General features: G+C 57.0%; 8 protein-coding genes. 4 read left to right on the forward strand and 4 right to left on the reverse strand.

What is annotated here, in order from left to right:
- The first annotated feature begins 17 nt into the window (after nucleotides 1-17).
- Complete coding sequence (locus ACT7DV_RS16325) at nucleotides 18-821, forward strand: IS3 family transposase (protein ID WP_444664868.1); 804 nt, start codon at nucleotides 18-20, stop codon at nucleotides 819-821.
- An 88-nt stretch (nucleotides 822-909) separates the two neighbouring features.
- Here ACT7DV_RS16325 and ACT7DV_RS16330 read toward each other — a convergent pair whose 3' ends face one another.
- Together ACT7DV_RS16330 and ftsY are read right to left on the reverse strand one after the other, a co-directional pair.
- A complete protein-coding gene (locus ACT7DV_RS16330; RefSeq protein WP_444664156.1) occupies nucleotides 910-3,048 on the reverse strand; it encodes an acyltransferase family protein in 2,139 nt (712 codons plus the stop codon).
- Nucleotides 3,049-3,409: 361 nt separating this feature from the next.
- Nucleotides 3,410-4,591, reverse strand: a complete 1,182-nt coding sequence (gene ftsY, locus ACT7DV_RS16335; protein ID WP_444664158.1) for a signal recognition particle-docking protein FtsY — start codon at nucleotides 4,589-4,591, stop codon at nucleotides 3,410-3,412.
- A 475-nt stretch (nucleotides 4,592-5,066) separates the two neighbouring features.
- On the opposite strand from ftsY, the gene ACT7DV_RS16340 reads away from it, so the two are divergent.
- Nucleotides 5,067-5,996 (forward strand): GT-D fold domain-containing glycosyltransferase, encoded by a 930-nt coding sequence (locus ACT7DV_RS16340; RefSeq protein WP_444664160.1) that lies wholly within the window; start codon nucleotides 5,067-5,069, stop codon nucleotides 5,994-5,996.
- A 92-nt stretch (nucleotides 5,997-6,088) separates the two neighbouring features.
- Here the strand turns inward: ACT7DV_RS16340 and ACT7DV_RS16345 are convergent, their stop codons facing one another.
- Nucleotides 6,089-7,312: a polysaccharide pyruvyl transferase family protein gene (locus tag ACT7DV_RS16345; protein WP_444664162.1), complete on the reverse strand. Its 1,224-nt coding sequence runs from the start codon at nucleotides 7,310-7,312 to the stop codon at nucleotides 6,089-6,091.
- Nucleotides 7,313-7,640: 328 nt separating this feature from the next.
- On the opposite strand from ACT7DV_RS16345, the gene ACT7DV_RS16350 reads away from it, so the two are divergent.
- The gene (locus tag ACT7DV_RS16350) at nucleotides 7,641-8,909 is read left to right on the forward strand and encodes an MFS transporter (protein WP_444664164.1); all 1,269 of its coding nucleotides are present in this window, start codon (nucleotides 7,641-7,643) and stop codon (nucleotides 8,907-8,909) included.
- A gap of 102 nt (nucleotides 8,910-9,011) precedes the next feature.
- On the opposite strand, the gene ACT7DV_RS16355 is transcribed toward ACT7DV_RS16350, so the two are convergent.
- Nucleotides 9,012-10,472: a glycosyltransferase family 2 protein gene (locus tag ACT7DV_RS16355; protein ID WP_444664166.1), complete on the reverse strand. Its 1,461-nt coding sequence runs from the start codon at nucleotides 10,470-10,472 to the stop codon at nucleotides 9,012-9,014.
- A gap of 346 nt (nucleotides 10,473-10,818) precedes the next feature.
- Between ACT7DV_RS16355 and ACT7DV_RS16360 the strand changes: the two genes are divergently transcribed.
- Nucleotides 10,819-12,420: a tetratricopeptide repeat protein gene (locus ACT7DV_RS16360; protein ID WP_444664168.1), complete on the forward strand. Its 1,602-nt coding sequence runs from the start codon at nucleotides 10,819-10,821 to the stop codon at nucleotides 12,418-12,420.
- Nucleotides 12,421-12,459: the final 39 nt, after the last annotated feature.

Raw genomic sequence — 12,459 nt, forward strand, 5'->3', positions numbered from 1 at the left:
AACACGACCTCACAGACCTGCTTGCCGCGGCAGGATTGGCCAGGTCAACCTATTACTACCATCTGAAACTGATGGACCAGGCGGATCCGCACGCGGAACTCAAAACAGCCATCACCACGTCCTTTGAGACCAGCAAACGGCGCTACGGGTACCGAAGAGTTCACATGGACCTTCGCGCTGAAGGCTGGAATGTCGGTAGGAAGCTGGTCCGCAAGCTCATGCGGCTCCTCGGATTCCAATCCAAAGCGCGCCCGAAGCGGCGTTATAACTCGTATCAGGGTGAGCAGAGCAAGATCGCTGAGAATCTGTTGCAACGACAGTTTGATGTTGAAGCTCCGGATACCGTTTACGTCAGTGACGTGACTGAGTTCAGAGTTGATCAGAGAAAACTGTATTTGTCACCGATTATGGATCTGTTTGACCACAGCATCCGGAGCTACACGATCGCCTCGTCACCTACTACGGCGTTCACCAGTCAAAGCTTGGCACTGGCTTTAGGTTCCCGGGACTTCAACAAGAAGCTGTTGGTGCATACGGATCAAGGTTTCCAGTATCAGCATCAATCGTGGAAACGATTGCTGGAGGAGCATGGCGCGGTGCAGTCCATGTCTCGTAAAGGCAATTGCTTCGACAACTCGGTCATGGAGAATTTCTTTGGACATCTCAAGTCAGAGATGTTTCATGGAGAGCATTTCGCGGATTATGAGGAGCTCAAGGTGGAGGTTGAGGTGTATATCGATTGGTACAACAGCAGTCGTCGTAAGGAACGGCTGAAGGGTATGACTCCGATGGAATATCGGTGTCATACCCTTGCAGCCTGAGCAGGACTATTATTTAGTAAGTCCAACTTTCGGGACCCAGTTCAGGAATGGTTCAACGCCAGCTCTGTTTTGCTATTAGCTTGCAGTATCAGCTGGAGGATCCAGGAAAGAGATCCTTTGAATCAACGGCCTTCTGCAAGCGGGAGTCGACGGTCTCGGCCAGCATCTGCACGTAGGTCTCGCTCAAATGAGAGTGGTCCCAATAGGCCATGACTCCTCCGACGACTGGGTAGCACGTGGTGTCATCGCACAGCTGATCATTCATGTCGATGCTCACGACGTCTGGATCATCCAGCGCCTTGACTGCTTCGGCCTGCGGGTCCATGGGAATCCATTCGTCAGCAGCTGCGGAGCAATCCTTGTAGTCTGCGGAATTCGCTGCCACGCAGTCCGGAATGTTTCCTACCGTTGACCCGGGCCACGGAGTGTCGCGGATCACCGCGACCTCTGCCCCGGTATCGCTCCAGTCCTGGAGCATTTCTTCATAGGCATCGCGCCCTGGGGCCTCGCTCTCTGCCAGGGTGCGTCCCGCAAGAGGCTGGGCGAATCTGTTGGAGCTGATGATCAGGTCGTAGTCCTCTTTTTCAAACTGCTTCGTAGCCCAGCGGGCATAGTCATTGCAGCCTTGAACGTCTTCTTCCGACTCGAACTCCTGCGGGGCATCGAGTACTGCACACCGGCTGGCCAGATAGGTATCCAGGCTCCAGCCATGTGCCTTGGCGACCTTGTCAATGGCAGGGAACCACTGTCCCGCATGGGAATTGCCCACCAGCGCCACCTTGATTTCCCCATGTCCGTAGTTGCATACGGGGCGAGTCGCGAAATCTGTCCCTGCGCCCGAGAAGCAGTCGTCCGCATATACCCGCGGCTTGTCTTCTTTCGCAACGACAGGCGCCGGCGCAGCACTCTCGTAGGAGGTTTGAAGCGTCTGCGGATCATCACAGCTAGCTGACAGCCCCTCTGGTCCGAAGCAGTCTTCGCCCAGTTCTTCTTGCACCGAAGCGAGGGCAGCGTCGATATTTTCCGCATCCCGGATGATACGTGCGCTGGTCAGGTAGAAGCTGCCTGCCACAAGGGCGAGGACCAGGCTTCCGGCTGCCAGGAAGCGCGGGGCGGAGAGGATGGCGGAAGTATCGATGAACTTCCGGAAACGGACCTCCACCAGCTTCTGCGTCAGGACAGCAAGAACCAAAGTCAGGGCCAAGGCAATGAACTTCTGCGGCCACTCAAAGTCATCAACGAGATACGGCATGAGGATCAGCAGCGGCCAGTGCCAGAGATAGATCGCATAGGAGTTATCGCCGAAGAATTGGAAAAGCCTGGTGTTCAGGAAAATGTTGGGCGAATACTTGTGCGTGGAATGCGAAAGCAACAGCAATGCCGTGCCCAATACCGGGACGGCGGCAATATAGCCGGGGAACGGCATATCGCCGGTGAAGGCCAGCGCGCTGAAGGCAAGAGCCAGCATGCCTCCCCATGCGCCTACCAGACTGACCCAGTCCTTTTTCGCTGCGTGCATCCTGCTTCCCAAGGCTGCGACCAGCGCTCCTGCTGAGAACTCCCAAGCGCGGGTGAAGGTGGAGAAATATGCGCTGCCCGGATCGGTGGCCGTGGCGTAGATGGAGTATCCCAGGGACACCGCGAAGACCGTGCCTACTCCAGCTAGCGCCACGGTCCCGGGCTTCAGCCGGAACCGCAGCGCGGCAATGACCAGCGCGCCAATCAGGATTGGCCACACGAAGTAGAACTGCTCTTCTGCGGACAGCGACCAGAAATGCTGGAACGGGCTTACGGCATCGCCTTCGGCCAGATAATCGACCTTGGTGAGGGCGAGGAACCAGTTCTGGAAATAAAAGGTCGCAGCTATGGCCTGCAAGCCCCAGTCTTGCCACACCGTGGCGGGAGCAATCAACCAAATCCCCACGACGCTGCATAAAATCACGACGAAGGAGGCAGGGATAAGCCGCTTGACTCGGCGCATCCAGAAACGCCCTACATCCGCCAAATTCTTTGGCGGCTTGGAAATAAGGTGCGAGGTGATCAGGAATCCTGAGATGACAAAGAAGACATCAACGCCGACGAATCCACCTGGAAGGTAATGTCCCCAGAAGTGATAGAGCACCACAATGCCAACGGCAATGGCGCGAAGTCCCTGGATGTCAGCGCGGAAGGCCCGGGGCCTCGGGTCGCGTTGAATGGGCAAGGGCAGGTCTTGGTTCGACGTCACGTCCTAAGAGATCCTTTGCGGGTGGAGACCGAACGATCCAAACAGTTGGTCGCGCCAACGTCATCTGGTGTTCAGGTGTAGTAATTTCACGTTAAACTTCCAGCCTTCATTTCTACCGAAGGTAACTGGCATGTTTCTGGGAATCCTGGGCATCCAAGCGGCTGCTTGGATCCACTGGCTGCGGCTATCCGCAACATATTTCAGTACTGACATGGCGCAACGGACCGCGCAACCCGGCAATGTTCGTGCCGATCCAGAATTTACATCGACTGATCGCCATCGGCGTGGCGCATCCAATTTGACGCGCAAACAGGCCGGGCGGTACCGCCATAGCGAGGCCCGCCCGGCCTGTCGTTGCCTGCTAGCCTTCGAGCAAAGCGTCCACGAAGTCCTCCGGGCTGAATGGCGCCAGATCATCCGGGCCCTCGCCCAGGCCAACCAGCTTCACCGGTACGCCCAGCTGCCGCTGGATAGCGACAACGATGCCGCCCTTGGCGGTGCCGTCGAGCTTGGTCAGCACGATGCCGGTCACGTTGACCACCTCCGAGAAGACCTTGGCCTGCTGCAGGCCGTTCTGTCCGGTAGTAGCATCCAAGACGAGCAGCACCTCGTCAATGGTGGCCTTCTTCTCGACGACGCGCTTGATCTTTCCAAGCTCGTCCATCAATCCGACCTTGTTCTGCAAACGTCCGGCGGTGTCGATCATGACGATGTCGACTTCCTGGTCGATGCCGGCGGAAACTGCTTCGAAAGCCACCGAGGCCGGATCGGCACCGTCGATGTCGGAGCGAACCGTTGGAACACCCACGCGGTCTCCCCAGGTGGCCAGCTGCTCGGCTGCTGCCGCTCGGAAGGTGTCAGCGGCACCCAACAGCACGTCCTTGTCCTCGGCGACGAGGACACGGGCCATTTTGCCGATGGTGGTGGTTTTGCCAACGCCGTTGACACCCACGACCATGATGATGCTTGGACGATCCGGGTGCGGCTCAGGCAGATAGCTGCGATCCAGGCTCGGATCCACGAGCTTGAGCAGTTCCTCGCGGAGCATGGCCTTCACGCGGGCGGGATCCTTGCTGCCTTCGATCTTCACTCGTTCGCGCAGGGCATCGACCAGTTCCATGGCTGGTTCGGTGCCGAGGTCTGCCATCAGCAGATTCTCTTCGATCTCTTCCCAGACATCCTCGTCAATGGTGTCCTGGCTGAGCAGCGCCAGCAGTCCCTTGGAGAACATGTTGTTGGACTTGGTCAAGCGGGCACGCAGTCGCGCCAATCGGCCCTGGACCGGCTCGGGAACATCGAGCTGCGGCGTTGCCGGTACGACGGGCTCTTCAACGGCGACGGCCGCATCGGTTGCACCGGCGGAGTCAGCAATAGCCTCGGTCGTGCTTTCTGCGGTTTGACCGGCTGGCAGGTCGTCAGCATCGCGCTCGGAAGTATATGGAGTCTTGGGCTTGCGGCCCTTGGTGACAAAGGCAATGACGCCAATGCCCACCACGGCAACAACCGCGACAATGATGATGGTTAATGTAAGCGAATCAGACACGCGTTAAATCGTCTCACACCTCCTCGTCTTTGGGGACGATGCCCCGTACTGCACCAAGAAAGAAGAGCCTAGTTTCTCGATACTTCTTGGAGCGCGACCGGCGAGGCCCACTGGCAGTGCCGCTGCTGCTGGTTCTCGGCTGCAAACCGTCAAGCAAGGTGCGCCGCCATAGGGCACGGGCCCGACACGCTAATCCTGCGCGGCACGCCCGCAGATTATCGCCGAAATGATGTCGCCAATGGAAGATGTGAAGCCCGAGCGCGCCATGCTGCAATAGCGGCTTCAAATACGGCCCGCGGTTCGACGATTATTCTTTCAAAGTCTGCGGATTGAACCAGGCCCAATGATTGACCCCGCTGATGATTATCCTAGTCAGAAGCGGATGACTACGTGTCTGCAGCGCCGATCGCAGTGGAAATAACGCAGGAGGAGAATGATAAGCTCAACAAGAGCTGGAGTGAAAGAGGATTTCCGCATGTTAGATCGCATTCGAAAAGTCGCCAACCGTATTTTCAGCGTCAAAGTAGTCAATAGCAGGCCAATCGCAGTAACGCTGGACCCGCCAATTACTGCCGACCGGGATCAGAAGACCCTGCTGCGCCAGATTCACAATGAGCTGAAGACACATCGACGGGAGCTCGAAACCATCCGGCTTGCGGCAACCTCTGAAGTCATGCAGGATGTATCAAAGTTCCACCGCAATCAAGTCAAAACGCTACTGGAAACCCTGGAACTGCTAGCCACAACGGATGTGTCCATGTCACGTTTCGGTGACGGCGAGTTCCGGCTCATGCTGCTCAATGATTTTAATCTTCGCTTTCAGAAGAACTCCTCCGAACTCCAAGAAGACCTTCGGAATGTTTTCACCAGTAATGACGCCAACTTGGCAGTCGGTTTTCCTCAGCTGTTCCGTGATGCACATTGGTCCGGCGTATATCAAGAACTATGGCCGCGCTTAGTGCAACTTACAGCTTCTGACCGCGCCTACGCTTGCGCCCATGTTACTCGCCCCCAAGCCTTCTCGACCTTGGGACAGCGTGCCGTCGATCTGTGGCGTCAAGTATGGGATGGCAAAAAGGTGGCTATCGTGACCGGTGAAGGGTCACGATTTGAACTGATTCCTGAACTGTTCGACAACCTTGCGAGCCACGAGTTCATTTATTCGAAACCAGTGGGAGCGTACGACGATTTGGATCGCGTTCAAGCTCTCGTTGCCGACAGCGACTGTGAACTCGTGCTCATCGCCTTGGGGCCCGCCGGAGGGATCCTTGCCCACCGCCTTGCTGGGGCCGGAAAACGAGCGCTGGATATCGGCCATCTCTCAAACAGCTATGAGAATGTCTTCAAGGGCGCACCGCGCCCCGAAGCCACCGCAGTGACTACCGATGGCGAGAAAAATCCGTAGCGTCAGGCGGCAAGCCTTTCGGCTGTAGACAAAGCACCTGCCTGACACGTCCGCATCTGGCCAGGTGCCCCATGTTAATGGACAGTTCCGGGCTAGCGGAGCACTTCTACACGGGCACGAAAATCTTCGTGCAGCGGGCCGGACACAGGATCGATCGGAAACGCGTCGCGTAACAGGGACAAGTCAATCTGAAGCGCCGGCAGCGTCGCCTTGGCTCCCAGTGCCGCTAGATCAATACTTGCGAGCTCGCTTGCGCTGATCTGTATCCGGCTTACGGTCTCGCGGTCCAGACAGCTGAAGAAGTCCTCGAACTTGAAGTCCTTGCCCCCCAGCTGATGGTCAATGACATCAAGCCATACCCAAGGCACACCATATGCCTGCGCAACAATCAAACCATGCAAGGAGCTGGACACCACCGCTTGGGCCCCGGCGATCTCCTCGACGACTGTCTTGACATCATTGCGCACATCTACCACTCGTCCACTCACAGCAGTGTGGTCAATTCTTGGCAAATGAACGTAGTGCGGAACGACTGCGACTTGGCCGTGACCTTGGTCATGGGGCAGGATCATATCGGGCAATAGTAGCGCAGGGTCACCATAGACCTCGGGAACTTCCCAACCGAGTGAATCTTGCAGTTCACGACGGGTCAGCTTGCCACGCACCGCGTGGACCTTAATCCCTTTGAGCCGCTTGCGCACTTCAACTTCCTTGATCGTCAATGGACGCATCAAGCCACTGCCCCAGACGTCAACATTGTTCCGGTTGATCTTGCCTGCAATCGAACCAACGCTGAATAAGGCCCGGGCATTGGTTCCGGGGCGGTTGAACTGAATAGGTTGACGACCCGAATATGCCTGGACCATTTGAGGCCCCACCCAGTCGCCAAAGTTGAGTTTCGCCGAATACCAATGCATGGGAATGTGGGTCCCCGGGTCGAAATCCCCAACTTCCTCTTGCCTGCGCAATGCCAACAATTTTTGTCCCGCGCGGATCATCTCCGCCGGGACATTTCCGGTTGGCACGCGGGTGGCTAGCGCATGCATTGGATTACCATGCACATCGAATTCCACCGATGCCTGCGTAATCAGCACGTCGTTAAGCCATTGGAGGGCAGCGGCATTAGTTCCGACGCATCCGACAATATATCCCTCGCTCGAAGGCACGCATCGGACTGCAACGGTCGACCCCAGGACAGGTACCGCGGCATGAATCTCGGTTTCGTCACTGGAGAACTTCGTAAAAATTGCGCTACCGATGGGGTCATTAGCCAATTCGGCAATAGCACAATGATGGGCGCTGGCCAGCTCTGCCAAGTTCTTCCTCCATGTAGTTCGACTTCGAATACGAATGAATTGGTTGTAGCTTCATCACGCTGTATAAGACAGAGCTCCGTCCTGCCCGAGGGATGCATGCCCGAATTCCACTCTAGCCAACCATATGCGTGCCCACTTTGCTCAATGTTCCGGCCCATTGTGAACTTGCAGCTGAATGGCCTGGACCAGCCTAGTGGTACCCACACCGAGCCATGATCATGTAGCCAAAATATGAAAGACCAAGAGGACATAGACTTAGTTTGGCCCTATCGCCCTCATCTATCCCGTAGAAAGGCTGGGAGGCCTGTTTAGCTCCAGGCCATCGGCAATGATCAAGTTTTTCAACCGCAAAGCGGCTTCACGCGCCCCGATCCCCCGCGAAATTGGCGTCCTTCTGGTGGCGGCATTCATTATCGCTTTGGGGTTTGGGCTCATCGCCCCGATCCTGCCGCAGTATGCGGTGAGTTTTGATGTGGGCGCGGCGGCGGCCAGTGTCATCGTGAGCATCTTTGCCTTTACCCGTTTGATTTTCGCTCCGGTGGCCGGCGCGTTGGTGGGCAAGCTCGGGGAACCGCGCATCTACGTCACAGGGGTCTTGCTGGTGGCCGTATCAACGCTGTTGTGCGGCATCGTCCAGGATTACACCCAGTTGCTGATCGCTCGCGGGCTCGGTGGATTCGGCTCAACCATGTTCACCATTTCCGCTATGGCCTTGATAGCGAGGCTTTCACCCGAAGAGTCCCGCGGCCGCATTTCCGGGCTGTACGCCGGCGCCTTCTTGCTGGGCAACGTTGCCGGTCCAGTGCTCGGAAGCTTCTTGGCGCCGCTGGGCATGCGCCTGCCGTTCTTCATTTACGGCACCGCCCTGGTCATTGCTGCAGCCGTGGTCTACTTCGCGCTGGGCCGCCGCCGCGACCTGGACCGGGATGCCGAGGATTCTGCCAAGACCCGACAAGCCATTGAAGTAGTCACGACCCGGGAGGCGCTGAGCTCCCCGGCCTATCGCGCGGCGCTGTTCTCCGGTTTCAGCTATGGATGGCTGGCCTTCGGTATTCGAAACAGCATGATTCCGCTCTTTGCCTTATCCGTTTTCGGGCAGGGCTTGGGCACCACGATTGCCGGATTGTCGATGGCGCTGTTTGCCATTGGCAATGGCTGCGCACTGCTTTTCTCCGGGAAGCTGACCGATAAGGTGGGCCGCAAGATGCCGGTCATGATTGGCTTGGCCCTCTTGCTGCTGTCCATCGGATCTATGGGGATTTTCACCTCGGGCGCCGGCTTCGTCATTTGCTCGATTTTCGCCGGCTTCGGCGGCGGCATCCTCGGACCGGCGCAGCAGGCGTCGGTTTCCGATGTCATCGGCACAGGACGCAACGGCGGCAAGGCATTGGCCGGGTTCCAGATGTGCCAGGACTTCGGAGCGATTATCGGTCCACTGCTTGCAGGGTTCCTGGCTGACGCGCTGAACTATGAAATTGCCTTTGGAATCTCAGCTCTGGTTGCGCTGGTGGGCTTGATTGGTTGGGCGATGGTCCCCCGCACGATCCGCCCCGTGGCGTTGGACGTGGACTCCGCAGCTCCAAAGAATCCGAGCTAGTCCCCGGCGGCGGGCAGCAACGCTCGGCACCGGAACCCGGTTTTAAAACGATGGAGTGAATGCCAATTATTGGCATTCACTCCATCGTTTTCTTGTGCGCGCTCAGACGAGCTTTGCCTTGCGCAGATCGATGCTCAACGCACCAGTGACTGTCCGGAACACAATCGCACCGGCATAAGTTGCTTCCTTGACGTTGGCCGGCATGCGAATACGCCGGGTTTCTGCGTGGTCGTACCTGACGTGTATGTCTGCTTTGCCCTTGAGGCTGGCGCCCAACGTTGCATAGGAAATCTTGGCTATGTACTGCCCGGAATCTTGATCCACGATAGGGAACTGCAGACGACGATCGGTTTCGCGTTCGTCAATATAGACTCCACGAGGAGCCGGCCCAATGGCAGGGCTGGCGAAGCGCAGTTCGAAATGATCGCTCTTGCTGGTGGCCTTGATCAGCTCCGGGCGCCCAGCAACGTCATCATCCTTCGCCGCCAGCCGCTTCAGTTCTTCGTAGTCCCCTGCAATAATTGCCGCGGCCTTGGCAGCATCGTGATCGCTGAGCACTTCATTGGTGCGCTCGGCCAGGAATTCCTGGACGTACGGGCCAAATGCCGCCGTCCACAACTTGGCACGGGCTTCACGGTATTTCAAGAACCGCTCCCCGGTGAAGAACTTCAAGCCCTTGCGCTTGAATAGGCCGGCAATCAGGCGGCGGCCCAGCTCTGGATCGTCAAGGGTGTTGCTGCGAATCGTATTGCTGATGTGCGTCATGGATTCGACGTAGCCCATTGGCTCAAAAGGCTGGGCACTGATGTTGTTCCCGTCCCCGCGTTCACGAATGTAGTAGTAGTCGTAATCGCCAAGGACGCTCACGCGCTTGGCATGCAGGTAGCATCCTGCCAGCACCATCCCATCTTCGAGGCGGACTTTTTCCTCAGCAAAGCGCAGGCCGTGATCGAGGATCATCTGGCGCCGAATGAGCTTCTGCGGCATCAAAGTCGCAAAGATCTGTTCGAGTGGCACATCGATCTGGGTTGAGGAGAACAGCGAAGTGCGGATCACTCGACCGCCAACGGGAACGAGTTTTGGGGCGAGGACATCTACATCATGTTCCAAGGCGAAATCGCGCATGCGCCGCAGCGCTTCAGTTCCCAAGGTGTCATCAGAATCCGCGTAGAAAACATACTCGCCCTTGGCTAGTGCAGTTCCGACATTGCGAGGCTTGCCGGGCCACCCGCTGTTTTCCTGATGCACGACGGTGAAGTTGTCGTTGCGCTTGGCATAGACGTCCAGGATCTCACCGCCGAAATCAGTGGATCCGTCATTAACTGCAATGACCTCGTAAAGGCTCTTGTCCAAATCCTGCAGTTCCAGGGAGTTGAGCAATTCAGTTAGGTAGGGCATTGAGTTGTAAACAGGAATGATGACGCTGACGAAAACTCCGACCGCTTTCGGCTCAGCAGTCTTTTCCACCGCTTGAGAATCATCGGAAGTTTGCGGGGCCATGGCCTTGGCGGGCCTCGCGGGGATCACTGGTGCCGCAGGCTCGCCCTGATCCGGCGGGGACACCTCGTGCGAAACATTGCCACTTGAAGCTTTACTGCGCCTTCTAAACAGAGCCATCAATTTCCCAAATTTCAGAACCCTTCCGGGTTCGATGTATGTCTACCCTAATTATATACAGAGAAGCAACACTAGATGCGACCACCTAGGAGGTGCTATTTCCCACCTGATTAGTAATGTTACAAATTCATAACGATCGCTCCGATTGGGCTTTGACCACTCTAATCCTCTCGATGGAAGATCGCGAACCCTCTCCCATCGGCCACCACGGTCCGCTTCACCTCGATAGAAATCGACGCGACACCTCGGTAATGTATTGAACCCGTCATCCTCGCGAAGCTAGGGTTTACCCGTGCTAAAGAATTCCGTTATCCACGAAGAGCTGTTTGTCGGCCACGACCTCGCCCTCGACTATCACGACGGCGGTTTTCCCATATCAATCGTCACTTTCGAGGCGAGGAACAAGTATATTGACGCCATTGAGCCCAGCCCCTTCGAGGGCGGCTATGGGCGTGGCATATTTGCACAACTTGGCATGAATGAATTCCTGGTTAAGCGCAGCAGAAACCACTGGTACCAAACAGATGAAATCGAACAAGTCGTCGACATCATCAAGCAACGTGCCGAGGGGACCACTTTAATCACCTACGGCGGGAGCATGGGTGGCATGGCTGCCATCAGCCTCGCGACGAAACTTGGCGCGAAAACGTTCATTGCCCTTTCGCCGTTGTACGATATCGCCACTGACGGCGAGGTCAAGGACGATCGATGGGGCGATGAAGGACATCTTTTTGACTTCAAGCATAATTACATCCGTTCAGGAGACTGCAAGGACGCCCAAGGCTACGTCTTCTATTGCCCAGATACGGTAGACGTTGAACATGCCCAAGGCATCGAGCGCATGACCAAGGGAACACTGGTTCCATTGGAATATGGCGGGCATCCGGTTTCGTTCTTTTTGAATGACACCTACAAGCTCAAGCGCCTCGTCAGCGAGATTGCCCACGGCGAATTTGACCTGGACAACTTCTATAAAGTAGTGAGAACCAACACCGAGCTCACGCACTATCCGCACGAAAAGCAAGCTGCCGAGTTTTCCCGGCAAGGAAATAGCGCCGCCGCCATTAAGGCCATGCGCACCGCTGAGTCCATGAATCCAAAAATCGCGCGGCTGCCCTATCGGCTTGGCGAAATGCTGCTCACCGCCGGCGAATACGAGGAAGCCAAATTGGCGTTTCAAAGGTCCGTGGCCATTGACCCGTCATTGGCCCGTGCACATGCGCGCCTCAGCAGGATTCACGAAAAACAAGGGAACCTGTCGGATGCCATCCGGGCCATTCGCCAGGCAGTCAAAGCGGCGCCGTCGAAAGCAGATGCCCGCTTGCGCCTAGGAGAGCTGCTGCTGAAGGCTGGCAGATCAAAAGAGGCAGAAGCCTCCATCGGCCGCTCCCTGCAGATCAATGCCAACCAACCGGCGGCGCACGTCCGCTTGAGCTATGCGTACGCAGATCAAAACCACTGGTCCGATGCCGTAGATGAAATGAAGCGCGCCGTCGCGCTGGCACCCGAGAAATCGGAATATTACCTTCGACTGGGTGAATGGCAGCTGAAAGCACAGGACTACCGTTCTGCTCAAGTCTCGATGCAACGGGCCATCGATATGTCCCCCGGGAATTCGCACTACCACGTACGCCTCAGCTACGCCCATGCCGCGCAAAAGGACTACCAGCAGGCGGCAAGCGCCATGGAACTGGCCTGCCGCATTTCACCGGACAAGCCAGCAGCGCATCTGCGCTTGGGCGAATGCCTGATCAAGGCTGGTGACCTCTCCGGAGCAGAAGCCGCCATGGGTGAAGCCGTTCGGCTGGATCCGCAATGGGAGCGAGCCCAAGAACGCTTGGCAGCTGTGCAAACAGCCATCGCTCGGCGCCATTTGGCCAGCGCCGGCCAGTAGGCGCGGTGCTGTTCGCCTATATCCCTAATGCGCTTTTCA

Origin of the sequence: Glutamicibacter sp. TV12E (genome assembly GCF_052441935.1) — a bacterium.
In the GTDB taxonomy this organism is placed as follows: domain Bacteria; phylum Actinomycetota; class Actinomycetes; order Actinomycetales; family Micrococcaceae; genus Glutamicibacter.

Coding starts and splice junctions, on each gene's coding strand:
- ACT7DV_RS16340 (WP_444664160.1), top strand. CDS start 5,067: ATGTTAGATCGCATTCGAAAAGTCGCCAACCGTATTTTCAGCGTCAAA.
- ACT7DV_RS16350 (WP_444664164.1), top strand. CDS start 7,641: ATGATCAAGTTTTTCAACCGCAAAGCGGCTTCACGCGCCCCGATCCCC.